We start from the raw sequence: 25,266 nt of genomic DNA, 5'->3' as shown, positions 1-25,266 counted from the left end.
CTCCGCGGTGCCTTTGATCTGCGTCAAATCGAGGCCCGCGCCGGCGTCAATGAAAATCGCGCGACGGCGGCAGGATGCGGACGTTGCGGGGGTGGCGGATCCTTTGCGGCGGGTTGTCGCCGTGATCGCGGCTGATGTCGTTGAGCGGCTCGATCAGCGCCGGGCCCGCCGGCACCGGATGCTTGCTGCTGAGGGATTCGTTGGCGAGGCCGATCAGGTCGTGGGAACGGTCGGTCATGCGCTGCGCCACCAGATGCGTCACGCCCTCGGGGCTGCTCTGGATATAGCCCTCGACCAGGATCAGGCGCGCACCCATCACTTCCTTGCGGTACTGCTCCATCACCTTCGGCCACACCACGATGTTGGCGATGCCGGTCTCGTCCTCCAGCGTCATGAACACGACGCCCTTGGCGCTGCCCGGCCGCTGCCGCACCAGCACGACGCCGGCGCAACTGACGCGGCGGCGGTCGTTGCTGCGATTGATCGTGTGGCAGGCGACGACACGCTCTCTGGTGAACATCTCGCGCAAGAATTCCATCGGATGGCCCTTCAGCGAGAGGCGGATGGTCTGGTAGTCGGCGACCACCTGCTCGGGACGCGGCATCTCCGGCAGCGGTTTTGCGCCCTCATCCGGCTGCTCGCGCGCGGTGGCGGCCTCGAACAGCGGCAGCGGCACGTCGTCGGGCAACCGCCGCACTGCCCACAGCGCCTCGCGGCGGTCGAGCCCGAGCGAGCGGAACGCATCGGCGTCGGCGAGCAGGATCAGCGCGCGCTTGGGGAGAGCGGTGTCACGGGCGAAGTCCTCCAGCGAGGTGAACGGCCGGCGGTTGCGCGCGGCGACGATGCGGTCGGCCCAGTCTTTCTCTTGCTTCGCCTCTCCCGCTTGCGGGGGAGGCCGCAGCGCGGATGCGCTGCGGGTGGGGGCTCTCTCCTCAGCGTGACTCGTGGAGAGACCCCCACCCCACCCCTCCCCCGCAAGCGGGAGAGGGAGCACAGCCTCTTTGTGGCTGGCCTGCATCCGCTTCAACCTCTCCTCGTCCTCATCCAGCCAGTGAAAGCCGTCGATCTGGCGGAAGCCGAGCCGCACCGCACAATGATCGCCGACCTTCTCCTCCAGGGTGTTCTGCGCAAAGCTGAAGGAGACATCGACCTCGCGCACCGTGACGCCGTTGTTGCGGGCGTCGCCGACGATCTGCGCCGGGGCATAGAAGCCCATCGGCTGCGAGTTGAGCAGGCCGCAGCAGAACGCATCGGGATGATGGTGCTTCAGCCATGAGGAGATGTAGACGAGTTGGGCAAAACTCGCGGCATGGCTTTCCGGGAAACCGTAACTGCCCAAAACCCTTGATCTGGTCGAAGCAGCTGCGGGCGAAATCCGGATCGTAGCCGCGCGCGACCATGTTGCCGACCAGCTTCTCCTCATAGCTGCCGATGGTGCCGAGGTTGCGGAAGGTCGCCATCGAGCGGCGCAGGCCGTTAGCTTCTTCCGAGGTGAAATGTGCCGCCTCGATCGCGATCCGCATCGCCTGCTCCTGGAACAACGGCACGCCGAGCGTCTTGTGCAGCACGTTGTAGAGTTCGTTCTTGTCGCCCTGGTTTGGCGCCGGCGATGGATAGGTCACCTGCTCCTGCTTGTTCCGCCGCCTGAGATAAGGATGCACCATGTCGCCCTGGATCGGACCGGGACGCACGATCGCAACCTCGATGACGAGATCGTAGAAGGTGCGCGGCCTCAGCCGCGGCAGCATGTTCATCTGGGCACGGCTCTCGACCTGGAACACGCCGAGCGACTCGCCGCGGCACAGCATGTCGTAGACTTCTTTTTCGTCCTGCGGGACTGAAGCGAGCTCCCAACGCTTGCCCTTGTGGTCATCGATCAGGTCGAAGCATTTGCGGATGCAGGTCAGCATGCCCAGCGCCAGCACGTCGACCTTCATCATATGAAGCGCGTCGACATCGTCCTTGTCCCATTCGATGAAGGTGCGGTCGTCCATCGCGGCGTTACCGATCGGCACATAGGTGTCGAGCCGGTCCTGGGTCAGCACATAGCCGCCGACATGCTGCGACAGATGGCGCGGAAACTCGATCAGCTCGGTGGCGAGCTCGACCGCGAGATTGATCATCGCATTCTTCGGGTCCAGCCCGGCCTGCCGCACCTGCATGTCGTTGAGGCCCTTGCCCCAGCTACCCCACACGGTGTCGGCGAGCGCCGCAGTGACGTCCTCGGTCAGCCCGAGCGCCTTGCCGACGTCGCGGATTGCGCTGCGAGGGCGATAATGGATGATGGTGGCGATGATCGCCGCGCGGTGGCGGCCGTAGCGGCGATAGACATATTGCATCACCTCCTCGCGCCGCGAATGCTCGAAATCGACGTCGATGTCGGGCGGTTCCAGCCGCTCCTTGGAGATGAAGCGCTCGAACAGCAGATCGACCTTGGTCGGATCGACCGAGGTGACGCCGAGCACGTAACACACCGCCGAATTGGCCGCCGAGCCCCGCCCCTGGCACAGGATGTTCTGGCTGCGCGCATAGTGCACGATGTCGTGCACGGTGAGGAAGTAATGCGCGTATTTCAGCTCGGCGATCAGCGCGAGCTCCTTGTTCAGGGTGGCGCGAAGTTTTTCGTCGATCTCGCCGCCGAAATATTTGTCGACACCGGCCCAGGTCAGGTCTTCCAGATGCTGCTGCGCGGTCTTGCCCGGCGGCACCGGCTCGTCGGGATACTGGTATTTGAGCTGGTCGAGTGAGAAGGAGATGCGTTTCGCGAAGCGCATGGTCTCCGCGATCGCATCCGGCAGATCGCGAAACAGCCTGATCATTTCATGCGCCGGCTTGAGATGCCGCTCGGCATTGGCCTCGAGCCTGCGGCCGACAGCCTCGATCGTGGTCTTTTCGCGGATGCAGGTCAGCACATCCTGCAACGGGCGGCGCGCAGGATGGTGATAGAGCACCTCGTTGGTGGCAAGCAGCGGCACACCTGCATCGGCGGCGAGGCCATGCAGCCGCGCGAGACGGCGCCTGTCGTCGCCGCGATAGAGCAGGCTTGCCGCGAGCCAGACGCCATCGGCGGCGCTGGCCTTCAATCGCGCGAGCAGATCGAGCGCTTTCTCCTCTTCGAAACGATGCGCCAGCGCCAGCACCAAAAGCTGGCCTTCGGCGAAATCGATGAGATCGGACAGAGTGAGCCGGCAGTCACCCTTCTCGATCCGTTCGATGCCGCCGCCGCGCTTGCCGCGGGTGAGCAGCTGGCACAGCCGGCCGTAAGCGGCGCGGTCGCGCGGATAGACCAGGATATCGGGCGTGCCGTCGATGAAGACGATGCGGGCGCCGATCAGAAGCTTGGGCGGATGGGCGACCTTGTCGCTGTCGAGCTCCTTCCAGGCGCGCACCACGCCGGCCAGCGTGTTGTGATCGGCGAGCCCGATCACGGGGATCCCGAGTTCGCTCGCCTGATGCACATAGGCGCGCGGATCGGAGCCGCCGCGCAGGAAGGAGAAATTGCTGGTGATGCCGATCTCGGCATAGTCGGGTAGAGGCGCGCTCATGCGAACAGCCCGTGCACATACCAGTTGGCCAGGACCGGCTTGCCTTCCTCGTCGCGCAGCTCGCTCTCGTAGAGGCCGTCGCGAAAGATCCAGAAGCGCTGGCCCTCGGCGTCCTCGACGCGGAAGTAATCGCGCGTCAGCGCCGCGCCGTCCTGCTTCCACCATTCCATCGCGATGCGCTCGGGGCCCTCGACCCGCACCACCGCATGCAAGGCGCGCCGCCAGGTGAACTGGTGCGGCGGGCCATCCGGCACACTCGCGAACGGCACCTTGATCGGCTCGGGCCGCTCGAACAGCCTGAGCGGCCGCAGCGGCGGCTCGCCGGCGACGCGCTCCGGCCAGGCGGCCGCGCTCGCCGCGGCCAGATGATGCTGCGCCGGCAGCGCGAGCGCAGCGCGTTCGGGGATATGGCTATCAAGGGGCAAATGCACGACGACGCGTTTTCCCCCGATGCGGGCGGCGATGCGGTCGATCAGCGCCGATATCTCGTCATTGTCGTGCACGGTGGTGTCGAGATCGCGCTGCTGCTGCACCACGATCTCGGTACGCCCCGCGGCAAGACGGATGAGATCGAAGCCGAAGCCGGGATCAAGGGGATCGTTGAGCGCATCGAGCCGCTCGCGGAACAGGCGGTCGATCATCTCCGGCCGCGTCACCGGACGCCCGGTCTCGACCAGGATCGCGCGCACCGCGCCGTCGGTACGGAAGAAGCTCGCTTCCAGCTGCCGCGCGCCCTTGCCCTGCTTGTCCATCGCCGCAACCAGCGTCTTGGCGAGGCTCGAGAGCGTCAGCGCGATCACGGTGTCGGTTGCGATGGGTTCGGGGAAACGCTTCTCGACGATGTAATCGGGCAGCGGCTTGCGCGGACTGATCGGGGCATCGCCCCGCCCGAGCGCGTGGCCGAGCAAGGTCGTGAAATCAGCGCCGAACCGCGCCGAGATCTCATGCGGCGCGCGCGAGGCGACATCGCCGATGGTCTTCAGGCCTGCGCGGCGCAGGCCGGTGGTGACGGCAGGATCGGCGCCGAGCGCCGACACCGGCAGCGGGCCGACCGCCTCCGCCTCCGCGCCATCGGCGATGATCTGCCCCGAGGCGTAGCGCGTCAGCGTGCGCGCCGCGATCGAGGTGCCGGCGATCGCCGCACTAACGGCAAAACCGCGCCGGCTCAGCGCATTGGTCACGATCCGCAGCAGCGCGCGCTCGCCGCCGAACAGATGCGCGCAGCCGGTGATGTCGAGGAACAGCCCGTAAGGCGGATCGAGCGCGACCAGCGGCGTAAAACGGTCGCACCAGTCGGCGATGTCGTTCAGCGTCTTCAGATCGGCGGCGGGGTCTGCGTCGTAGACCGTAAGCTCCGGGCAGATCGCCCGCGCATTGGCAAGCGGCAGCCCGATCGACAGCCCGGCCCGCACCGCCGCCTCGTCGATCGCGTGCAGCAGGATCGCGTTGTGGTCCTTTGCGACCACGACGCTGGGGAGTTTTTGCACTGTTGTCGCTTGCAGCAGAAAGCGAAGTTCTTTCTTCGCCTCTCCCGCTTGCGGGGGAGGCCGGATCGCATCGCGAGATGCGATCCGGGTGGGGGCTCTCTCCTCAGCGGGACTCGTGGCGAGACCCCCACCCCAGCCCTCCCCCGCAAGCGGGAGAGGGAGCCCTACGACCTCCCGTGCATCAGCTTGCGAGGCGATGTCCTGCGCGAGCTTGCGCTTGATGCGATCGATGGGCAGGCGTGGCAGCCACAGGCTGAGGATACGCCGACGGTTCACTGAATTGGCACTCATCACATTTCCATTCCATGATCCATCGCCCGACCGGGCCATGACGATTGCGCACGAGTTCGGCCTCGAAGCGCGGCGCGCCCCAGGCGCAGGCCGCATTGCCGGGCGGCGAATGCGCCGCGCGCACGATCCAGCGCGTCTCCGCGGTCGAGGGGATCGCCGTCGCCGCGATCCGCAGCATCAGCGCGGTGACGCCGGAGGCTTGCGCGGCCAAGGTCAGTTTGCGGCTGGCGACGAGATCGAGCTGGCGCGCATGGCCCCAGATCTCGAGCACGACCGCGCCGAGCGCATCGCAGGCGAGCGCGTCGGCCGCGGTGCGCAGGCCGCTGTCGACATCGGCGGCACGCACGGTGACCAAGAGGCGCGGATCGAGGCCGAGCTCGGCAAGCCCGCGCATCGACAGCGCGCCGTTTTCGCGATCGGAAAAATCCTGCCGCACCCAGACCAGCGGCTTGCGCGCTGACACCCGTCCGGCGAGCCCGGCGATGAAGCCGGTCGCCGCGCCGCCTTGATGGCCGGCCGCGAACACCTCGTGCAGCGCGGCCGGTGCAAGCCCGCCGCGCAGCATCGCGTCCGCGCTCGTGTGTCCAAGCGCGATGCGGTTCGGCATCGCCGCCTCCGATGGCGCCTCGATGCGCGCGATGCTGCCGCGCAGAGACGCAAGCGTACCCGTGCGTGCGCCATTCATTGCGCCGCTCCTTCCACCTGAAAATTTGAGGCCGTCACTGACCAGAACAGAGAACCAGGGACTGGCCCAATTGTTCATGATATGTTCTAATATAAAGCTAACAGGGCCCGTGGAGTCAATCGGATTGGTGAGCTCATCGATTCATGAGTGGAATCAATGAGATTCAGCAGCCGCCGAAGCGGACGGGCTCTGCTCTTCCGCAAGTCAGGCGCGTAGGCCCCGAAAATGGCGGCGTGACGGAAACGGAGCAATCGCATGCGTATCATCGTGCTCGACAACGACACCGATTTCGAGGGCTGGCGCAAGGCCGCGCGGCGATTGGCGCTGAATGACGTGAAGCCTGCGGAGGTCACGTGGACCGTACGCAAGGACGACGAGCTGTCATCAGCATCCTGCCTGAATGACTTGCCCGATGCGCCGCAGGCGCGGTTCAACGTGACAGCCATTTTCGTCGAGCTCGCAAAGACCGCGATCCTGCATCGCAATGACGAGCGCTTCGCCCTGCTCTATCGCCTGCTGTGGCGGCTGCGCAGTCATCATGATCTGCTCAGCGCGACTGATGATCCTGACGTCGCCGAGGTCCACGCGATAGCGCGCGCGGTCTATCGCGATATCGACAGGATGCACGCGCAGCTCCGCTTCCGCGAGATCGGCCGCGAGCGGACAGCGCATTACGTCGCCTGGTTCGAGCCCGAGCATCGCATCGTCGAGTTCGCCGCACCTTTCTTCGCCGGCCGCTTCGCCGACATGCCGTGGTCGATCCTGACCCCCGACGTCTGCGCGCATTGGGACGGGCACGCGATCTCGATCTCGCCGGGCGTCGCCAAATCCGAGGTGCCGAGCGAGGATCGGCTCGAGGAGGCCTGGCGGCGTTATGACAACGGCCTCTTCAATCCCGCGCGGCTGAAAGTGATGGAGATGCCGCAGGCCTATTGGAGGAACCTGCCCGAGGACTCGATCATTAAGCCGCTGATCGAAGACGCCATGCGCATGACCAGCAGCCCCTTCATCGCACGCAAGGCGGCCGGGCCGCCGAAGCCGCAGGATGAACCGATGGCCCGCAAGCAAACTCACGACATGCAAGCGCGCGACACGATCGCTGCCTTGCGCGAAGAGGCCGCCGATTGCCGCGCCTGCCCGCTGTGGAAGGACGCAACCCAGACCGTGTTCGGTGAAGGCCCGCAAAACGCGACGCTGATGCTGGTCGGCGAGCAGCCCGGCGACAAGGAAGATCTCGCAGGCCATCCCTTTGTCGGACCGGCCGGGCAGATGCTCGATCGCGCGCTTGAGGACGCCGGCATCGCGCGCGCCAAGGTCTACATCACCAACGCGGTGAAGCATTTCAAATTCGTGCCGCGCGGCAAGATCCGGCTGCACCAGAAGCCGGGCACACAGGAGATCCGCGCCTGCCGCCAGTGGTACGCGCGCGAGCTTGACGCCATCAGGCCGGAACTCGTGGTGGCGCTCGGCGCCACCGCAGCGCAGAGCGTGCTCGGCAAGATTACCCCGATCAACAAGAACCGCGGCCGCCTGATCGATCACGACGGAACCAAGGTGCTCGTCACCGTACATCCGTCCTACCTGTTGCGGCTGCCCGACGAGAAAGCCAAAGCGCTGGAATATCAGCGCTTTGTCGACGACCTGAAAATTGCCGCAGATCAGTTGCGCAATGCGGCTCGCGCGGCCTGAGTTGCGCCAAACCGGCGGAACCAGGGACAACACTTCAACGTGAAATTGTTTCTGGACGCTGACAAATACCTACAACCTTTAATTGATCCGTGGTACTGTGACGTATTCCAAAGGTATCGGGCGTCATGTTCACGCCATGACGTACCTGAGGCGGGCGCGCTGCGCGGTTTGCTAGCCCCAATCGTGCGGCGCGCCACCTCATCTCGCAATCCTCCCCTCCTCAGTCACCTGCTCGCAGCACGCGCCGGATTTCTGGTTATTCGAATTCCTGGTTGCCAGGATTTTCAGTGACCTCGATTCCCGGTGGCGTGGCTTCGCGGGCCCGACGTCTCGCAGCCGGCGTCCGCGCCTTCCGCATGTCTCGCTCCGCGAAACCCGGACGGTGACTTCAGTCACGGTCTTTGCGCGATCGGTGATCGTCAGTTGCTGAAGATTGCCACGAGGCCGCGAAGGCCCGTGGACCTTCAATGCGTTGCACAACAATTCCGCGGGATGTCCACCGTCATGGGTGGCCGGTTCATTTCACGGGGCGGATTTCAATTGCCTGTCATATGCATCGATCAAAATCGGAGGCATTGGGACAGGAGTTTACCATGAGCGATATGGCGTTACCCGGCTCGATCGAGCCCGCCCTGAAAAAGGGTCCGGACCTCGACAAGGGCTTCCACCCCATGACGGGGATCATTTATTTGGGCGTGGTCGCAGCCGCGCTGCTGTTCGTTGCCTACAGCATCTATGCCGACGTCGACGCCACCGGCACGCGCGTCACGTCGTTCCTGCCCTACATCATGCTGTTCGTCGCGCTGCTGATCGCGCTCGGCTTCGAATTCGTCAACGGCTTCCACGACACCGCCAACGCGGTCGCCACCGTGATCTACACCCGCTCGCTGCCGGCGCATATCGCCGTGGTCTGGTCGGGCATGTTCAACCTGTTCGGCGTGCTGCTCTCGAGCGGCGCCGTCGCGTTCGGTATCGTGTCACTGCTGCCGGTCGAACTGATCCTGCAGGTCGGCTCCAGCGCCGGCTTTGCGATGGTGTTCGCGCTCTTGATCGCCGCCATCATCTGGAATCTCGGCACCTGGTGGCTCGGCCTGCCGGCCTCGAGCTCGCACACCCTGATCGGTTCGATCATGGGCGTCGGCATCACCAACGCGCTGCTGCGCGGCCGCGACGGCACCTCCGGTGTTGACTGGTCGCAGGCGACCAACATCGCCAAGGCGCTGCTGCTGTCGCCGCTGTTCGGCTTCGCGCTCGCCGCCGGCCTGCTCTACATCCTCAAGATCGTGCTGGCGCGCGCGACGCCGGCGCTGTTCGGCGAGCCGGTCGGCAACCAGCCGCCGCCGTGGTGGATCCGCGGCATCCTGATCCTGACCTGCACGCTGGTCAGCTTCTTCCACGGCTCGAACGACGGCCAGAAGGGCATGGGCCTGATCATGCTGATCCTGATCGGCACCGTGCCGACCGCCTATGCGCTGAACCGCGCGCTGCCCGCGAGCCAGATCGAGCAGTTCGCCGCGCACTCCACCTCGGCCAGCAAGGTCATCGAAGGCAAGGCCGCCGGTTACAACGTGATCGGCAATCCGCGCCCGGCCGTGACCAACTATGTCGCGCAGCACCAGATCAACGAAGGCACCTATCCTTCGCTCGCGGTGCTGGTGCGCGACATCGGCCAGCAGGTTGCCCAGTATGGATCGCTGGCCAAGTTCCCGGCCGACGCGGTCGGCAACACCCGTAACGACATGTACCTGGCGTCCGAGGCGATCCGCTTCCTGATGAAGGACAAGGAAGCCGAGCTGACTGCCGCCGACGTCGCCACGCTGAACGAGTACAAGGGCTCGCTCGATGCCGCGACCAAGTTCATCCCGAGCTGGGTGAAGTTCGCCGTCGCCATCGCGCTCGGCCTCGGCACCATGGTCGGCTGGAAGCGGATCGTCGTCACCGTCGGCGAGAAGATCGGCAAGACCCACCTCACCTACGCGCAGGGCGCATGCGCCGAGATCACGGCGGCCGCGACGATCGCGGCGGCCGATGGCTACGGCCTGCCGGTCTCGACCACGCACGTGCTGTCGTCAGGCATTGCCGGCACCATGGCCGCCAACGGCTCCGGTCTGCAATGGGCGACGATCCGCAACATCGCGATGGCCTGGGTACTGACCCTGCCGGCCGCGATGATCCTCTCGGGCTGTCTGTACTACGTGTTCTACCACGTGTTCTGATGCCCCATGCTCTCGGCGCAGCAACGCGCCGGACGAAGGCCCGCACCATTGGTGCGGGCCTTTTCTTTTTGGGTATTGCCGTCATTGCGAGCGCAGCGAAGCAATCCATGCCCCGCAAGTGACGAGATGGATTGCTTCGCTGCGCTCGCAATGACGAACGGGCTAGATAGAGCGCAAGCGTCACGTAGCTTGGTCAAGCCGCGTAAGCCTTGGCGATCTCCGCCAGCAGTCCGCGCGCCCATTTGTGCAGACCTGATTTGGCCGTCCTGGCGCTCCAGTACATGTCGATCGAGATCGGCACACGGAACGGCAGCGACGCGACGTGCAGGCCGCCGCGCATCGCCCGCGCCAGATGATGCGGGATGGTCGCGACGAGCCTTGTGCCGGCGATGATGCGCTCCAGACTGTCGTGGTTCGGAAGGCTGACCGCGGGCTCGATCTCGATCTCCCTCGCCTTGAGCGCCTCGAGATAAAGCGGCTGCCACTCGCCGCTATGGGTGATGAAGACGTGTTCGGCCTTGGCATAGGCCGACAATGCGATCCGGCCGCGCGCCAGCGGATTGGCCGGATCCATCACGCAGACATAGTGATCGGTGAGGATATGGCGCCGAAAGAAGCTTTCGCCGACCACCCCGACCGGACCGAGCACGATGTCGCACTGGTTCTGCTTGAGATGGATGTCGCCATGGCCCGCGGCATCGAGCAGGACGAGGCGGACCCGTGGTGCGCCGGCACGCAGCCGCGCACTGAACTGCGGCATCAGGGTCTGGCGTTCGTGATAGTTGCAGGAGATCGTCACGCTGCCCTGCACCGTCGCCGGATCGAATTCAGCCGGTGAGGCAAGCCCGTCGATCTCGCCGATCATGTCCCGCGCCCAGCTGACCAGCGCCGCGCAGCGTTCGGTGGCGGTCACGCCATTGCCGTTGCGGACAAACAGGGGATCACCGAGCGCACCGCGCAGCCGCTCGACCGCGTAGCTGATGGTGGACTGGTTGACGTCGAGCCGCTTGGCAGCCGCCGAGAACGACTGCAGGTCGTAGACCAGCACAAGCGTCCGCAAGGTCCCGATGTCGATCGGATCGATCGAGGAATTGGCCGCCACGCTGCACCTCCCGCCCGCCTTGCTGGCGGCCCAGCCTAGCATGAGGTCATGGAATATTTCGATGGCCTATATCGATCCCATCGAATTGAGTGATTGCTGGCTCTGGCGCTAGGCTTCGCCAAAAGCGCTCCGGGAGGACCAATGACCAGCACCGTGCCCGTCGTCACCGACATCGCGTATCAGGATCTGCTCGACGACCCCTATCCGATCTTCCGCCGCCTGCGCGAGCAGGCGCCGGCGGTGTTCGTCGAGCCTGCGAGGCTGACGCTGGTGACGCGCTTCGACGACATCGTGCGGATCGAGCGTGACCCGGCGACCTACTCGGCCGATAATCCGACCTCGCTGGTCAACAAGGTGATGGGGCCGACCTTCATGCGCAAGGACGGCGCCGAGCACGCGATCGGCCGCAAGGCGATCGAGCCCTCGTTCCGCCCGGCCACGATCAAGGAGTATTGGGCGCCGAAATTCACCGCGATCGCGCAAGAGCTGATCGATGACCTGTCCGCTGCCGATGAGGCCGATCTGTTCTGGGCGCTCGCCGCACCGATGGCTTCGCGCAGCCTGATGGCGATGGTCGGTTTTCGTGAGATGCCATGGCAGACCCTGGCCGACTGGTCGCAGGCGCTGATCGACGGCGCGGGCAATTACGCTGCCGATGCCGGGATCGAGCGCAAGGCGATGCAGGCGAGCGCCGATGTCGACGCCGCGATCGACGCGGTGCTCGATGATCACCGCAGCCACCCCAACCCCTCGATCCTGTCCTCGATGGTCAACGCCGATCCGCCGATGCCGATCGAGGGCATCCGCGCCAACATCAAGGTGATCATCGGCGGCGGACTGAACGAGCCGCGCGATGCGATCCTGACCCTCGTGCTCGGTCTGCTGCAAAACCCGGCGCAGAAGGACGGCCTGCTGGCGCAGCCGGAACTATGGCCCGCTGCGCTCGAGGAAGCGGTGCGCTGGATTTCGCCGATCGGCATGTATCCGCGCCGCGTCACCCGCGATGTCGATCTTTCCGGCACCACGCTGCCTGAGGGCCTTCAGATCGGGCTCTGCGTCGGCGCGGCGAACCGCGACGGCAATCGCTTCGCCGAGCCCGATCGTTTTGACGTGACGCGACCGAAGCAATCGCATCTGGCGTTCGGCGCCGGACCGCATTTCTGCGCCGGCACCTGGGTGTCGCGGCTCACGGTCGGCAAGATCGTGGTGCCGATGCTGTACGCGCGCTTGCGCAATTTGCGCCTCCGCGCGGAGGCGCCGCCTGTCGTCCGCGGTTGGGTGTTCCGCGGACCGGTGACGCTGCCGGTGCGATGGGATGCGTGAGGTCGTCCAGGACGCGGACTCATTAGGCCGCAGCCAGACGCAACGCCCTCGGCCCGGCCCCGGCCTACGGGCAGAAGCGGACATCATCCGTCGACTCCCCGCTCAATCCGTCGAAAATGGCCCAAAGCGGACGTGTTTGAGCGTGCAGAAGTTGCCAATTCCAGGAGAACTCGCGTATGCACTATGTGCAGGGTCGTGGTGAGAGCAATGCAAATGGCGATAGAGCGGAGGGGCGCGAGCGGCGAGGGATTTGCGACGATTGCCGCTGACGGTCGCGTGTTGGATTCCTGGTTTCTTCAGCTGCGCCTGGTCGCGGAGGCCGGCAAGGCGGCAACGGTACGGCTGACGAAGGACGAGATCAACAGATCGTTGGGTGGGTCGGCAGACGGATATGCGCGACACGACGACGTCCGCAATGTCGACATCGTTCCAATCCGTACGGAAATTGGCTCCCTTGCATCTGCGCCAACTGATGTGCACGACGCATATCTTCGACTCCATCTCCTGAGCCACCGGCTCGTTCAGCCGAATTGCCTGAACCTTGATGGAATATTCAGTCAGTTACCCAACGTTGCCTGGACGACCCTCGGTCCCTGTGAATGCTCTCGTGTACCGGACGCACGACTCATTGCACGAACGCGCGCCCTCGCGTTTGAGGTGACAGGCGTCGATAAGTTTCCGCGCATGACCGACTATGTGACGCCTGCGGACGTGAGAATTGCAGATGCGGATCGCGTAAGGCTCGGAGCCTACTTGGCGCCGGGCACGACCGTCATGCATGAAGGCTTCTGCAATTTTAATGCAGGCACGCTCGGTCCCTGCATGGTCGAAGGCCGGATAAGTGCCGGTGTGGTTGTGGGAAGCGGCAGCGACGTTGGTGGCGGAGCGTCGATCATGGGCACTCTGTCCGGAGGAGGGAAAGAGCGGATTACAGTTGGTGAACGCTGCCTGATCGGCGCCAACGCCGGTATCGGCATTTCATTGGGTGACGATTGTATCGTCGAGGCGGGCTGTTATGTCACGGCAGGCGCGCGCATCCTTTTGGAAGATGGCCGAGTGCTGAAAGCCAAAGAACTCTCAAGCCAGAAGGGCCTTCTTTTTCGTCGCAATTCGCAGAGCGGCGCTCTCGAGGCAACCAGACGCACACCAAATTGGGACGGCCTCAACTCGCAACTTCACGGCTAGGCAGCTCACTCGAAGACGTCGCCGGCGACATGTGGCGCGTCAGCGACGTCGCCTTCTGCGCCTCGCGTCATTTGCTGCTGCACAAAAGCGGCCGTTAGCGGAGCGAAGCGGACATCATGAGAACTTGTGAGTACGCGCACTGGTTCGTCATTGCCAGCCAACGGGTCGCGCGAACGCGCGCCCGATGACAGGCTCCGCGAAGCAATCCATCTCTTTGCTCGCTGAAGCATGGATTGCTTCGTCGCTGCGCTCCCTTGCGCAAACGCTTCGCGTTTGTCGCAGGCGATGACGATTGAGAGGTAGCGCAGCGACCAACAGCAAAGATCACGCCGCCAGCGCGTCCTCCACGATCTTCACGAAATACGAGGTGCCGTAGACGATCGCCTCGTCGTTGAAATTATAGGCGGGGTGATGCAGGCCGGCGCTGTCGCCGTTGCCGCAGAAGATGAAGGCGCCGGGCCGCGCTTCCAGCATGTACGAAAAATCCTCGCCGCCCATCAGCGGCGGCATCGGATGTACGTTGCCGTCGCCGGCCACTTCCCTGGCGATGCGGGTCGCGAATTCGGTCTGCGATGCGTGGTTGACGGTAACGGGATAGCCGCGCTTGTAGTCGAGATCGATCCGGGCGCCGGTCAGTTGGGCGACGCCCTTGACCACTTCACCGATGCGCTTCTCGATCAATTGCCGGACCTCCGGGGTCAGGGTGCGGACGGTGCCGCGCAATACCGCGGTCTGCGGAATCACGTTGCGGGCATTGCCGGCGTGGAATTCGCAGATCGAGATCACGGCGGAGTCGAGCGGATCGACGCTGCGCGACACGATCGACTGCAGCGCGGTGATCAGTTGCGCGCCGACCATCACCGAATCGATGCACTTATGCGGCCGAGCGGCGTGGCCGCCGAGCCCCTCGATGTTGATATTGACCTCGTCGGTGGACGCCATGATCGGGCCAGAGCGGATCGCGAACGAGCCGATCGGAATCCCCGGACCGTTGTGCATGCCGTAAACTTGCTGGACGCCGAAGCGGTCCATCAGGCCGTCCTTGATCATGGCGGCCGCGCCGGCCCCACCCTCCTCGGCCGGCTGGAAGATCACGACCGCATCGCCGGCGAAATTGCGCGTCTCGGCGAGATAGCGTGCCGCGCCGAGCAGCATCGCGGTGTGGCCGTCGTGGCCGCAGGCATGCATCTTGCCCGGCGTCTTCGAGGCGTAAGGCAGGTTGGTTTCCTCGTGGATCGGCAGCGCGTCCATGTCGGCGCGCAGGCCGATCACCTTGACGTCGCCCTTGGCCGCCCCTTTCTTGCCCTTGATGACCCCGACCACGCCAGTCTTGCCGAGCCCGGTCACGACCTCGTCGCAGCCAAATTCCCGCAGCCGGTCGGCCACGAATGATGCAGTGCGGTGCACGTCATACAGCAGTTCGGGGTTTTCATGGATGTTGCGGCGCCAGGCCTGGATATCGGGTTGCAGATCGGCGACGCGGTTGACGATGGGCATGAGAATTCTGGCCTCAGAGGTTGGACGTAAGTCCTGTCTAGCATGCAAGAGCCGGTCCACCCAACAGATGTGGCATGCCTCTGGCCTGGGCCCTGCTTCGAAAATGGCACGCCGAATGTTCCGGGACGTGGGGCCGAGTGGCCTCGTCCGTTCGCCAATGTCTGGCCCGACGGGATCGCATCCGACCAAAGCCCAATAGTGCCGCGGATATCTCATGCGGATACTACTTCAGGTTTCCGCACCGAAATCCTCCAGTCTTCAAAGAAGGGCGCGGCTGCATGACCCCGGATCAAGCGGTCTTGTTCTCCACCATCATCCTGCTGGTGCCGATGGGCTACTTCCTGCTCGCGGCCCCCGCGTTCCTGCTCGTGAAGCTCGACGTCCCGCCCGTCACCCGCCTGCTGCGCGGCATGTTCAATGCCTACTTCCTGGTGCTGACGGTCTCGGGTGTGATCGGGACGCTCGCCTTTGCCGCGGCGGGTCGGCCGGCCGTCGCGCTTGGCATCGCCTTGATCGCGGCGTTCGCGGTGCTGGCGCGCCGATGGTTCCTGCGGCGGCTCGATGCCGAGGCAAACGCGAGAGACCTTGGCGATCCCACCGCGGTGCGGCGGCTGCGCCGGCTGCATTGGGGCGGCATGCTGTGCAATGCGGTTCAGGTGTTCGTTCTGGTCGGCAGCATTCCCTATATGGCGCCGCTGCCTTGATCGGGTGTGTTGCTCCGCCGATCCCATATCCGCTTGGGGCGCGTAAGATTGGAAGCCGCGTCCGCTTTGCCCGCGAAGCGCGGTGCAGAGCAATATCCGTTCTCGCCACGAGCCTGCTCGCTATGCGTCGCGTTTCCGATGCGGATCGTATTTCGAAAGTACGTCTTTGAGGTAATCCCGGCTCTTCCACTCCGGTGCGGGCGGCTCGTAGCCGGGCCGAGGAACGAACGGATTCGCCGGCATATCCGCTGACGCGCTCATCATGTCCGGAATGTAGCGCGGGCAATTCGGAAAGATTTCGCATTTGACGCTGACGACAAGCTTCGCACCATGATGCCGGGCAAGCGTTTCCGCACCGTCGTGGATCGTTGCCTTGCCTCGAATGCGCGCGCGAAACGTCTTGCCGTCGAGGCGCACAAACAGCAACCCGACGTTCGGGTTGCGGTGAATATTGCCGAGTGTGCGGTACATGTTGTTGCCGTCATACTCGGGGTATTCAAGCGTGTCGGGCCCGGTGATCTTCACGAAGCCGGGATCGCCACAACGCATCGAACAATCGACGTTATCCTGATAGCTCGTCGCGATGAAAAAGAAGCGCGTCTCCTCGATGAGCTTGCGCTCCTGTTCCCAGAATTCGAAGTGGAGGCGATGCTTCTCGAGGCCGTCGGCGACACGACGGCCGTCGAAGCGGTCCTGCATCTCACGCATTCCGTCGTGGTAGAAAGGGGCGCGGATTGGGTCTGCCACAAGAATCCTCCAGCAAGTTCAGCAACCGATCTGCAAGTTTTGGCACGGCGAGAATATGCGGCGCAGCGGCAGCAGAATCTGCTGGGCGCGCCCGGCCGCAGACGGCTAATTTCCCCGCGCCTGCCGGTCGAACGCGCTCAACACGGCAAGCGTCATGGCCTCGACACCGGTCTTGATGGTCGGCTCCGGTACCGGCGCGAACAGCGGCGAGTGATTGGTCGGCAATGGCGGGCCGTTGCCCGCTCGGGCCGCGGCGACGCGCTCCGGCTCGTAGACACCGATGTTGAAGAACATCGATGGCACCCCGGCACTGACGAATTCCGAATAATCCTCGCTGGGCGTGCCGGGCGGCGAGGTTGCGAACTTGTCGCCAAACGCCGCCTTCAGCACCTTTTCCGCCGTGCCGACCACGTCGGGATCGTTGATCACGGCCTTGGTCCCTTCGGCGAGGTTGATCTCAGGCTCCGGCGCATTCGACATGGCGGCGACCGCCTTCGCCGTCCGCTCGATGCCTGCAAGCATTTTGGCGCGCACCTCGGGCTTGAAGGTGCGAATGGTGCCGAGCAGCACCACATCGTCAGGAATGATGTTCGACGCGGTGCCGCCGTGAATCGCGCCGATGCTGACCACGCCGAATTCGGTCGGGTCCTTTTCGCGGCTGATCACGCTCTGAACGTCGACGACGAAGCGCGCGGCCATCATCACGGGATCGATGGTCGCCTGCGGTACCGCGCCGTGCCCGCCGCGGCCGCGGAATTTGATGTAGAGGCCATCGGCGGCGGATGAGCCGATCCCGACGCGATAGCGCAGCGTTCCGTAGGCGAACGGGCCATCGTGCAAGGCGAAGCCGAAATTCGGCTTTGGAAATTTCGTGAACAGACCATCCGCCAGCATCGCCTTGGCGCCCGCCACGATCTCTTCAGCCGGCTGGGCGATGAACATCAGCGTGCCGTGCCATTGGTCTTTCAGGCCGACCAGCGTCTTGGCCGCACCCACCCAGCTCGCCATGTGGATGTCGTGGCCGCAGCTGTGGGCGACGAAGGTTTCCCGTCCCTGCCATGTGGTCTTGTCGTGGCTGGCATAGGGAAGGCCGGTCTTCTCTTCCATCGGCAGCGCATCGAGCTCGGTGCGCACCATGATGGTGGGGCCCTCGCCGTTCCTGTAGATCGCGACCAGCCCGGTCTTGCCGACGTGCTCCGTCACCTCGAAGCCCAGCGCCCGCATCTCGGCAGCCAGCTTGGCCGCGGTCTTCTCCTCCTGAAACGCAATCTCGGGATGGGCGTGAAGGTCCTTGTAGAGCGCGTCGAGTTTCGGGTAGTCCGCCTCGACCGACTTCTCGATGGCGCCCTTCAGCGCGGCGACATCGAGTTCAGCATGGGCTCGCAGCGGCAATGAAGCGCAGAGCGCGGCGGACGCAAGCAGCGTGAGAAGAACCCTGGTCATGGCAATCACTCCAGCTGAAATCCAGATGTTGTATCCCGTGTGGCCATTACAGCGCCAAGGCAGGCTCGGCTGCGCGATTTAAGCAGGCAAGGTGACGGGAAACAATGACTGATGAGCGTGCGCGCGCCTAGCCCGAGGTGAGCATCTGGCTGCGGATCTCCTGTGCGGTGCGGCGCAGCGGCAGCAGAAATTTCTTGCGCGCGCCGGCCTCGCTGACCGTGCCGGAGATCGTGTTGACGCTGAGCGCCGCGACCACCGCGCCGGCCGGGTCGCGCAGCGGCACGGCGATGCCGCAGATCGCGGGATCGAGCTCGCCATCGACCCAGGCGTAGCCGTCGCTCTCGACCCGCGCGAGCAATTCGCCGAGACGCTCCGGATCGGTCACGGTGCGCGGCGTGACCTGCTTGAAGCCGCCGGTCGCAAGATAAGCCTCGCGGGTGCCTGGCGGGAGCGCCGCGAGCATGACGCGGCCGAGCGACACCAGATGCGCGGGCAGCCGGCTGCCGACGCCGAGATTGGCCGACAGAATCCGCCGCGCAGGCAGACGCAGCGCATAAACGATCTCGTCCTCATCGAGCACCGCCATCGCGCAGGACTCGCCGATCTCGTTGCGCAAATTCTCCAGCGCGCGCTGCGCATGCGCCCAATAGGGCAGCGCGTTGAGATAGGACAGGCCCAGCCCGAGCGCGCGCGGCCGCAAGCTGAAATAGCGTCCATCCGAGGCGCAATATTTCAGCGCCACCAGGGTCGCGAGGATGCGGCGTGCGGTGGCGCGGTTGAGACCGGCGGTGTCGGCGGCCTCCGCCAGCGTGTGCCGCCCCGGCGGCTTGCCGAGCGCCTCGATGATCGAGAAACCGCGCGCGATCGCGCGCACGAAGCCGTCACTCTCTTTGCTCATGGCGTCATCTGGTTCGGGCTGTCGTTCTGCTCATCACATCGCGGCCCGCATGGCTGCCTGCACATGACGCGGCGCTGCCCGCTTGTCAGGGGCTCCCGACCGCGCTAGCGTCAATTCACACAGCGAATGAACTGTTCGCCTGGCGAACTGAATAGCAGGAGGATCCTCGATGGCGCAAGCAGAAAGTTCTGCGGCCACCCCGTTCGAAACCGATTTCTGGAAGGACGCGAAGCTGCGCAAGGTGTGGGACGACATCGTCCCCGGCGAGCCGCGCAAGACGCTGCCCTATCTGCTCACCCAGGAGGCGATCGCGCTGTACTGCCGGGCGGTCGGCGAGACCAATCCGCTCTATCTCGATGAGGCGGCCGCGAAGGCCGGGCCCTATGGCGGGCTCATCGCTCCGCCCGCGATCCACATCCTCTTGATGTTCGCCTGCACCCCGGCGGACGATTGGATGCGCTCGCCGGGCACCGTCAATGCCGGGCAGTCGTGGAGCTACAACATCCCTGCCCGCCCCGGCGACACCATCACCCTGCAGGCCCGCGCGCTCGACAAGTTCATCAAGCGCGAGCGGCTGTTCGTGGTGCACGACAACGTCTTCTTCAACCAGCATGGCGACGTGATCTGCTCGGGTCGCGGCCAGACCATCCGTCCGATGTAAGGAGGATCACGATGACTATAGCGAATTTCGATGCTCTCAAGGCCGGCGACACCATCGACGGCCCCGCCTTCGCCGTCTCGCGCGAATCGATCCGCCTGTTCTGCGATGCATCGCTCGACTACAACCCGCTGCATCTCGACGACAACTACATGAAGGGCGATTTCGGCAAGACCAATTTCGGCGGCATCATCATGCATGGCATGAACAATTTCGGCCTGATCTCGCGCATGCTGACCGACTGGGCTCTGCCTGCCGGCGCGATCCACCGACGGCTCGAGACGCGCTGGCTGAAGCCGGTGAAGCCCGGCGACACGATCCGCCCCGCCGGCACCATCAAGGCGAAGCAGACAACCGCCAAGTCGCGCTGGGTGCTGGTCGACGTCGCCGTGCAGAACCAGCGCGGCGAGACGGTCGCAGCCGGCGAAGCGATGCTGGAGTTTCCGAACGCGAAAGCGGGTTAGCGGGACGCGCTCCACCATTGCAACGGGCTCCCTTACCTCGCCCCGCCTGCGGCGAGAGGTCGGATCGCATGCAGCGCAGCGGAATGCGATCCGGGTGAGGGGGAGCTTCCGCGGGCGTAGCTCTCTCTGGCTATGCGGAGACAGCCCCTCACCCCAACCCTCTCCCCGTAAGAACGGGGCGAGGGAGCGCGGCTGCTTCGCGGCGCCGTCCGTCCAACAAATCAAAATAATCACAGAGGAGACTTTCATGCAGGATGCGGCCCAATCGCGGCTCTATGGACGGATCGCCCGGCGCCTGATCCCGTTCCTGCTGGCGTGCTACACGGTGGCGATCATCGATCGTTTCAACATCGGCTTTGCCAAGCTGCAATTCCTGCACGACCTCGACATCGATGACGCTGTGTTCGGGCTTGCCGCCGGCATCTTCTCGGTCGGCTATGTCGCGCTCGAAGTGCCGAGCAACCTGCTGCTGGTCAGGATCGGCGTCCGCAAGACCCTGCTGCGGATCATGGTGCTGTGGGGCACCGTGACCGTGCTGCTCGCGCTGGTGCAGAACCAGTATCACCTCTACCTGCTGCGCTTCCTGCTCGGCGCCGCCGAGGGCGGCTTCTTCCCCGGCATCCTGTACTACCTGACGCTGTGGTTTCCGGATCGCGTGCGCGGCCGCATGACCAGCCTGTTCGTGATGGCGGTGCCGCTCGGCGGCGTCATCGCGGGGCCGCTGTCGGGCCTGATCATGGATCACATGCAGGGCGTCCATGGCCTGCATGGCTGGCAGTGGCTGTTCATCCTCGAAGGCGTTCCAGCCGTGCTGCTCGGCGTCGCCGCGTATCCTTATCTCGCCGACGGGCCACAGGCCGCGAACTGGCTCAGCGCCGACGAGCGACGGCAGGTCGCAAGCGATCGCGCCCGCGATCGCGCCGCCGCCCCTAATACGACAAGCAGCTTCGCGGCCGCACTGCGCGAGCCGCGCGTCTATCTGTTGTCCTTTATCTATTTCGCGTTCTTCTGTTCGCTCAACACCATCCTGTTGTGGACGCCGACGCTGCTCAAGCGCGTCGGCGTGGCGACCACCACCGAGATCGGCTGGCTGAGCGGCGCGATCTCGGTCGCGTCGGCCATCGGCATGGTAGCGATCGGCTACAGCTCCGATCGCACACGGGAACGGCGCTGGCACGTGGTCTGCTGCGGCCTCGTCGCGGCGGCGTGCTTCATCGCCTTGCAGGCCGCACAAGGCAGCATCCTCTTGACCGTAACGCTGCTCGCCATCGCCTCGATCGGCATCTTCGCGATTCTCTCCCTGTTCTGGACCATTCCGAACGCGATGCTGGAAGGCAGCGCCGCGGCGGGCGGCATCGCGCTGATCAGCGCGATCGGCTCGTTCGGCGGCGCGGTCTGCCCTGCCCTGATCGGCTGGATGAATGTCGCGACCGGGAGCATCTACACACCGCTCGCCCTGGTCGGCGCCGTGCTCGCGATCGGTATGCTGACGCTGATCCTCTGTGTGCCGCGGCCCGGACCCGAGGTCACACTCGCCGAACCCAGCCGTCCCTGATCATCCAGCGCGCGCCCGGTACCGTCGCGCGGACTTGTCTCGACCGGCTGCGTCTGGATAGAACTCGATTCTGACTCTGTCAGAACCGAGTTCTATTTTCTTGTATTGACGCGTTTTCTTCACGCGAACCGGGCTCCACTTCGCTCGAAAACGCTATAGAAGGACGTCAACAAGAGACGCTTGCCGGGAACGAGGACATGCCGCGAAGGCTCGAAGGTGATTTCGACTACATTATCGTCGGCGCAGGCACGGCGGGCTGCATCATGGCCAACCGCCTGTCGGCCGATCCGAAGAAGCGCGTGCTGCTGCTGGAAGCCGGCGGCAAGGACAACTGGATCTGGTTTCACATCCCGGTCGGCTACCTCTTCGCGATCGGCAATCCGCGCTCGGACTGGATGTTCAAGACCGAGGCCGAGCCCGGCCTCAACGGCCGCGCGCTCGCCTATCCGCGCGGCAAGGTGATCGGCGGCTCGTCGGCGATCAACGCCATGATCTCGATGCGCGGCCAGGCCGCGGACTACGATCACTGGCGCCAACTCGGCCTCACCGGGTGGAGCTACAGCGACGTGCTGCCGGCATTCAAGCGGCTGGAGGATCACTTCCTCGGCGAAAGCGAGCATCATGGCACAGGCGGCGGCTGGCGCATCGAAGCGCCGCGGCTGTCGTGGCAGGTCCTCGATGCGGTCGGCGATGCCGCCGAGGAGATGGGCATCAAGCGGATCGGCGACTTCAACACCGGCGACAATGAGGGCACCAGCTACTTCCACGTCAACCAGAAGCGCGGGCGGCGCTGGTCGTCGGCGCGCGGTTTCCTCAAGCCGGTGCTGAACCGCAGCAATCTCAGGCTCGAGACCGACGTGCTGGTCGACCGCCTGATCATCGAGAGCGGCCGCGCCGCCGGCGTGCTGTTCCGTCAGGGCAATGAGACGGTCGAGGCGCGTGCCAAGGGCGAGGTGATCCTCTGCGCCGGCTCGATCGGCACCACGCAGGTGCTGCATCGTTCCGGCATCGGCCCGTCCGAATGGCTGTCGCCGCTCGGCATCGACATCGTGGCTGACGTGCAGGGCATCGGCCACAATCTGCAGGACCATCTGCAGCAGCGCGCGATCTACAAGGTATCAGGCGTGCGCACGCTGAACGAGACCTACTACAACCTCGTGCGCCGCGGCCTGATGGGCCTCGATTACGCGTTCCGTCGCCGCGGGCCGCTGACCATGGCGCCGTCGCAGCTCGGCATCTTCACGCGCTCGGATGCGACGCGCTCGCGCGCCAACATCCAGTTCCACGTGCAGCCGCTGTCGCTCGACAAGTTCGGCGATCCGCTGCATCGCTTCCCCGCGATCACGGTGAGCGCCTGCAATCTGCAGCCGACCTCGCGCGGCACGGTGCGGATCCGCTCGACCGCGCCCGACGACAAGCCGTCGATCGCGCCGAATTACCTCTCGACCGAGGATGACCGCCAGGTCGCAGCCGACGCGATCCGCACCACGCGCAGACTGATGAAGCAGAAGGCGCTGGAGAAATATCACCCCGAGGAATTCCTGCCCGGCCCCTCGGTCGGCGATGACGACGCCTCGCTCGCCAAGGCCGCCGGCGATATCGGCACCACGATCTTCCACCCCGTCGGCACCGCGAAGATGGGAACGGCCAACGATCCGATGGCCGTGGTCGACGAGCGCCTGCGCTTCTACGGCCTCAACGGCCTGCGCATCGCGGATGCCTCCGTGATGCCGACCATCACCTCCGGCAACACCAACACGCCGACCGCGATGATCGCCGAGAAGGCCGCGGCGATGATCCTGCAGGATGCGCGATAAACAGCCGATGACGCAGCCGCAGCGGATTCTCGTTGGCAATGCCGGCGCGCAGATCGCGCTGGCACGATGGGGCGAGCCGGCCTCCGGCAAGCCGCCGGCGCTGCTGCTGCACGGCACCGGCTTTGTCGCCGAAGTGTGGACCGAGGTCGCCGAAGCGCTGGCCGCCGACTACACCGTCTATGCGCTCGACCGCCGCGGCCATGGCCTGAGCCACAAGCCGCCGGCCGACCGCTATCAGTTCCAGGATTTCGCCGACGATGTCCGCATGGTGGTCGAGCGCCTCGACCTTCAGAGCATTTACGGCATCGGTCACAGCGCCGGCGCGACCGACCTGATGCTCGCTACGAAGCTGATGCCGGACCGCTTCGCGCGGCTGTTCGTGACGGAGCCGACCGCGATGGATCCGCGCGCGCCGCGGACCGGCGGCCTGAGCGAGATCGCGCGCGCATCGGTGCAGGGCGTGCTGCGCCGCCGGGCCGAATTCGACAATGCCGACGATCTGTTCCAGCGATTGCGCACCGCGCCGGCGTTCGCGCCGTGGACCGAGCCGTCGCTGTGGGCCTATGTCCATCACGGTTTTGCACAGCTCGACGACGGCCGCATGCAGCTACGCTGCACGCCGGAAATCGAGTCGGCGCTGCTTGGGCCGATCTTCCAGGCCATGGAGCAGATCTACACCGGCGATGCGCGCGGCAATCCGTTCCCGTGGTTCTCCGACATCGCCTGCCCGGTCTGCATCGCCACGGCTGAGCAGTCATGGCCGGTCTACAAGGAGATGGCCGATCGCGCCGCCGCCCTGATCCCGCACGCCAGCCGCTGGACGTTCGAGAACGTCGGGCATTGCGTGGCGCAGGAGGCGCCGGAGTTGATGGTTGCGGCGCTCAGGGCGTTTGACGCACAAGCCGGATAGCACCAGCCAAAGCGCCCGCCAAAAGAAATCGCCGTCCCCTTGCGGGGGACGGCGGAAGCCACTCACGCAGTACTGGAACGTTTATTAGTGTTCGCCGTGGTGCTCGGCGTGAAGCCGGCTCGCCTCGGTGTGGTGGTGCTGGGCATGGCTGGCGTGACCATGGGCGCTGTGCGCGTGATGCGCCGCCTTGTGGTGATCGCCGGCTTCGTGGTGCTTGGCGGCTTCGCGGTGATGACGCGCCGCGTGCTCGTGGTGCTCAGCTGCCTTGTGATGATGGTCAACGCCTGCGTGGTCGCTCATGAAGATCTCCCGGTGTGGCGAGTGAAGTCCGCCATTCTTATGCAGGAGCGCTGACATTATGCTGACGGCTGCAAGACAGCTTTGTTGCGGTTGTTCATCTATGTTGCGGGGCATCGCCATGTTGCAGCGCGCATCAGCGCCGCTGCATCGGTCGGCCAGCGCTCATTCCGGCGACGGAAAGCGCTCGACGGTCGGCAGCTCATGCGCCGCTTCCATCCAGCGCAGCCGTTCCGCGACCTGGATATGCATGGTGGCCGGCACCGCATCGGGATCGTCATAGGTGCCGCTCTGGATGTCGATGAACCCGGGCAACATATTGCCATTGGTGTAGAAAAGCCCGGTGCCGCAGTTCGCGCAGAATTGCCGCCGGCCATGCTCGGAGGACCGGTAGATGCTGGGCTGCCCCTTGGTCACCTTGACCATGCCTTCTGCGACCATCACCCAGCCGACCATCGGCGCGCCGGCATGGCGCCGGCAATCGGTGCAATGACACAGCGCATGGACGACCGGTTCCCCGGTCACCTCGTAACGAATCTCTCCGCAGTGACAGCCGCCGGTGACCTCTGCCATGTTTTCCTCCGACCGATCAGTGGTTTGCCGGGTCGATAGCGTTGCAGGCCCCAAACTTTCAATGGCGCATCTTGCCCTTGCGTCCACCTGTCGCGCCGGCCGTATGTCTGCTCATGTCGCGGCCGGCCTTCCGGCTCTCACGAAATCGTCATCCCGGCCCTCAACCCCCTCCAAAGCCCC

At 65.0% G+C, this 25,266-nt stretch carries 19 protein-coding genes and 1 pseudogene; 11 read left to right on the top strand and 9 right to left on the bottom strand.

Annotated features, from left to right (window positions below):
* Window positions 1–46: 46 nt before the first annotated feature.
* From ACVIGB_RS46975 to ACVIGB_RS46965, 3 genes and pseudogenes are all read right to left on the bottom strand, one after another.
* Window positions 47–3,545, bottom strand: a pseudogene (locus ACVIGB_RS46975) (error-prone DNA polymerase).
* Complete coding sequence (locus ACVIGB_RS46970; protein ID WP_456724140.1) at window positions 3,542–5,323, bottom strand: Y-family DNA polymerase; 1,782 nt, start codon at window positions 5,321–5,323, stop codon at window positions 3,542–3,544. The pseudogene ACVIGB_RS46975 and the gene ACVIGB_RS46970 overlap by 4 nt, the downstream one beginning before the upstream one ends.
* A complete protein-coding gene (locus ACVIGB_RS46965) occupies window positions 5,214–6,008 on the bottom strand; it encodes an ImuA family protein (RefSeq protein ID WP_456724141.1) in 795 nt (264 codons plus the stop codon). Before ACVIGB_RS46965 ends, ACVIGB_RS46970 begins: the two co-directional genes overlap by 110 nt.
* A gap of 255 nt (window positions 6,009–6,263) precedes the next feature.
* Between ACVIGB_RS46965 and ACVIGB_RS46960 the strand changes: the two genes are divergently transcribed.
* Complete coding sequence (locus ACVIGB_RS46960; protein WP_456724142.1) at window positions 6,264–7,697, top strand: UdgX family uracil-DNA binding protein; 1,434 nt, start codon at window positions 6,264–6,266, stop codon at window positions 7,695–7,697.
* Between the two features lie 593 nt (window positions 7,698–8,290).
* Window positions 8,291–9,913 (top strand): inorganic phosphate transporter, encoded by a 1,623-nt coding sequence (locus ACVIGB_RS46955; protein WP_456724143.1) that lies wholly within the window; start codon window positions 8,291–8,293, stop codon window positions 9,911–9,913.
* Window positions 9,914–10,106: 193 nt separating this feature from the next.
* Here ACVIGB_RS46955 and ACVIGB_RS46950 read toward each other — a convergent pair whose 3' ends face one another.
* Window positions 10,107–11,015: a LysR family transcriptional regulator gene (locus ACVIGB_RS46950; RefSeq protein ID WP_456724144.1), complete on the bottom strand. Its 909-nt coding sequence runs from the start codon at window positions 11,013–11,015 to the stop codon at window positions 10,107–10,109.
* Between the two features lie 141 nt (window positions 11,016–11,156).
* On the opposite strand from ACVIGB_RS46950, the gene ACVIGB_RS46945 reads away from it, so the two are divergent.
* Both ACVIGB_RS46945 and dapD read left to right on the top strand, forming a co-directional pair.
* Window positions 11,157–12,338: a cytochrome P450 gene (locus tag ACVIGB_RS46945; protein WP_456724145.1), complete on the top strand. Its 1,182-nt coding sequence runs from the start codon at window positions 11,157–11,159 to the stop codon at window positions 12,336–12,338.
* Between the two features lie 207 nt (window positions 12,339–12,545).
* Complete coding sequence (gene dapD / locus ACVIGB_RS46940) at window positions 12,546–13,523, top strand: 2,3,4,5-tetrahydropyridine-2,6-dicarboxylate N-succinyltransferase (protein ID WP_456724146.1); 978 nt, start codon at window positions 12,546–12,548, stop codon at window positions 13,521–13,523.
* A 324-nt stretch (window positions 13,524–13,847) separates the two neighbouring features.
* Here the strand turns inward: dapD and ACVIGB_RS46935 are convergent, their stop codons facing one another.
* Window positions 13,848–15,020: a M20 aminoacylase family protein gene (locus ACVIGB_RS46935; RefSeq protein WP_456724147.1), complete on the bottom strand. Its 1,173-nt coding sequence runs from the start codon at window positions 15,018–15,020 to the stop codon at window positions 13,848–13,850.
* Between the two features lie 278 nt (window positions 15,021–15,298).
* Here ACVIGB_RS46935 and ACVIGB_RS46930 point away from each other — a divergent pair, with 278 nt between their 5' ends.
* Window positions 15,299–15,724: a hypothetical protein gene (locus ACVIGB_RS46930; RefSeq protein WP_092125136.1), complete on the top strand. Its 426-nt coding sequence runs from the start codon at window positions 15,299–15,301 to the stop codon at window positions 15,722–15,724.
* 120 nt (window positions 15,725–15,844) lie between these two features.
* On the opposite strand, the gene ACVIGB_RS46925 is transcribed toward ACVIGB_RS46930, so the two are convergent.
* The 3 genes from ACVIGB_RS46925 to ACVIGB_RS46915 form a co-directional block, all read right to left on the bottom strand.
* A complete protein-coding gene (locus tag ACVIGB_RS46925; RefSeq protein WP_456724148.1) occupies window positions 15,845–16,423 on the bottom strand; it encodes a pyridoxamine 5'-phosphate oxidase family protein in 579 nt (192 codons plus the stop codon).
* A 153-nt stretch (window positions 16,424–16,576) separates the two neighbouring features.
* On the bottom strand, window positions 16,577–17,914 hold the full coding sequence (locus ACVIGB_RS46920) for an amidohydrolase (RefSeq protein WP_456724149.1): 1,338 nt from the start codon (window positions 17,912–17,914) through the stop codon (window positions 16,577–16,579).
* Between the two features lie 127 nt (window positions 17,915–18,041).
* Complete coding sequence (locus ACVIGB_RS46915; RefSeq protein WP_092125133.1) at window positions 18,042–18,812, bottom strand: IclR family transcriptional regulator domain-containing protein; 771 nt, start codon at window positions 18,810–18,812, stop codon at window positions 18,042–18,044.
* Window positions 18,813–18,981: 169 nt separating this feature from the next.
* Between ACVIGB_RS46915 and ACVIGB_RS46910 the strand changes: the two genes are divergently transcribed.
* From ACVIGB_RS46910 to ACVIGB_RS46885, 6 genes are all read left to right on the top strand, one after another.
* Complete coding sequence (locus tag ACVIGB_RS46910; protein WP_092125132.1) at window positions 18,982–19,473, top strand: MaoC family dehydratase; 492 nt, start codon at window positions 18,982–18,984, stop codon at window positions 19,471–19,473.
* 11 nt (window positions 19,474–19,484) lie between these two features.
* A complete protein-coding gene (locus ACVIGB_RS46905; protein ID WP_456724150.1) occupies window positions 19,485–19,934 on the top strand; it encodes a MaoC family dehydratase in 450 nt (149 codons plus the stop codon).
* Window positions 19,935–20,181: 247 nt separating this feature from the next.
* Window positions 20,182–21,489, top strand: a complete 1,308-nt coding sequence (locus tag ACVIGB_RS46900) for an MFS transporter (RefSeq protein WP_456724151.1) — start codon at window positions 20,182–20,184, stop codon at window positions 21,487–21,489.
* A 197-nt stretch (window positions 21,490–21,686) separates the two neighbouring features.
* Complete coding sequence (locus ACVIGB_RS46895) at window positions 21,687–23,306, top strand: GMC family oxidoreductase (RefSeq protein ID WP_456724152.1); 1,620 nt, start codon at window positions 21,687–21,689, stop codon at window positions 23,304–23,306.
* A gap of 7 nt (window positions 23,307–23,313) precedes the next feature.
* A complete protein-coding gene (locus ACVIGB_RS46890; RefSeq protein WP_456725262.1) occupies window positions 23,314–24,216 on the top strand; it encodes an alpha/beta fold hydrolase in 903 nt (300 codons plus the stop codon).
* An 87-nt stretch (window positions 24,217–24,303) separates the two neighbouring features.
* Window positions 24,304–24,570 carry a hypothetical protein gene (locus ACVIGB_RS46885; RefSeq protein WP_456724153.1) on the top strand — a complete coding sequence of 89 codons (267 nt, stop codon included), beginning with the start codon at window positions 24,304–24,306 and terminating at the stop codon, window positions 24,568–24,570.
* A 108-nt stretch (window positions 24,571–24,678) separates the two neighbouring features.
* Here ACVIGB_RS46885 and ACVIGB_RS46880 read toward each other — a convergent pair whose 3' ends face one another.
* The gene (locus tag ACVIGB_RS46880) at window positions 24,679–25,086 is read right to left on the bottom strand and encodes a GFA family protein (protein WP_456724154.1); all 408 of its coding nucleotides are present in this window, start codon (window positions 25,084–25,086) and stop codon (window positions 24,679–24,681) included.
* Window positions 25,087–25,266 lie beyond the last annotated feature (180 nt).

The sequence above is a fragment of the Bradyrhizobium sp. USDA 4341 genome (assembly GCF_054063755.1).
Note: the sequence above shows the minus strand (reverse complement) of the source record. Positions and strands in the feature narration are given on the sequence as shown.

Coding starts and splice junctions, on each gene's coding strand:
- ACVIGB_RS46970 (WP_456724140.1), bottom strand. CDS start 5,323: ATGAGTGCCAATTCAGTGAACCGTCGGCGTATCCTCAGCCTGTGGCTG.
- ACVIGB_RS46965 (WP_456724141.1), bottom strand. CDS start 6,008: ATGAATGGCGCACGCACGGGTACGCTTGCGTCTCTGCGCGGCAGCATC.
- ACVIGB_RS46960 (WP_456724142.1), top strand. CDS start 6,264: ATGCGTATCATCGTGCTCGACAACGACACCGATTTCGAGGGCTGGCGC.
- ACVIGB_RS46955 (WP_456724143.1), top strand. CDS start 8,291: ATGAGCGATATGGCGTTACCCGGCTCGATCGAGCCCGCCCTGAAAAAG.
- ACVIGB_RS46945 (WP_456724145.1), top strand. CDS start 11,157: ATGACCAGCACCGTGCCCGTCGTCACCGACATCGCGTATCAGGATCTG.
- dapD (WP_456724146.1), top strand. CDS start 12,546: ATGCAAATGGCGATAGAGCGGAGGGGCGCGAGCGGCGAGGGATTTGCG.
- ACVIGB_RS46935 (WP_456724147.1), bottom strand. CDS start 15,020: ATGCCCATCGTCAACCGCGTCGCCGATCTGCAACCCGATATCCAGGCC.
- ACVIGB_RS46930 (WP_092125136.1), top strand. CDS start 15,299: ATGACCCCGGATCAAGCGGTCTTGTTCTCCACCATCATCCTGCTGGTG.
- ACVIGB_RS46925 (WP_456724148.1), bottom strand. CDS start 16,423: ATGCAGGACCGCTTCGACGGCCGTCGTGTCGCCGACGGCCTCGAGAAG.
- ACVIGB_RS46920 (WP_456724149.1), bottom strand. CDS start 17,914: ATGACCAGGGTTCTTCTCACGCTGCTTGCGTCCGCCGCGCTCTGCGCT.
- ACVIGB_RS46915 (WP_092125133.1), bottom strand. CDS start 18,812: ATGAGCAAAGAGAGTGACGGCTTCGTGCGCGCGATCGCGCGCGGTTTC.
- ACVIGB_RS46910 (WP_092125132.1), top strand. CDS start 18,982: ATGGCGCAAGCAGAAAGTTCTGCGGCCACCCCGTTCGAAACCGATTTC.
- ACVIGB_RS46905 (WP_456724150.1), top strand. CDS start 19,485: ATGACTATAGCGAATTTCGATGCTCTCAAGGCCGGCGACACCATCGAC.
- ACVIGB_RS46900 (WP_456724151.1), top strand. CDS start 20,182: ATGCAGGATGCGGCCCAATCGCGGCTCTATGGACGGATCGCCCGGCGC.
- ACVIGB_RS46895 (WP_456724152.1), top strand. CDS start 21,687: ATGCCGCGAAGGCTCGAAGGTGATTTCGACTACATTATCGTCGGCGCA.
- ACVIGB_RS46890 (WP_456725262.1), top strand. CDS start 23,314: ATGACGCAGCCGCAGCGGATTCTCGTTGGCAATGCCGGCGCGCAGATC.
- ACVIGB_RS46880 (WP_456724154.1), bottom strand. CDS start 25,086: ATGGCAGAGGTCACCGGCGGCTGTCACTGCGGAGAGATTCGTTACGAG.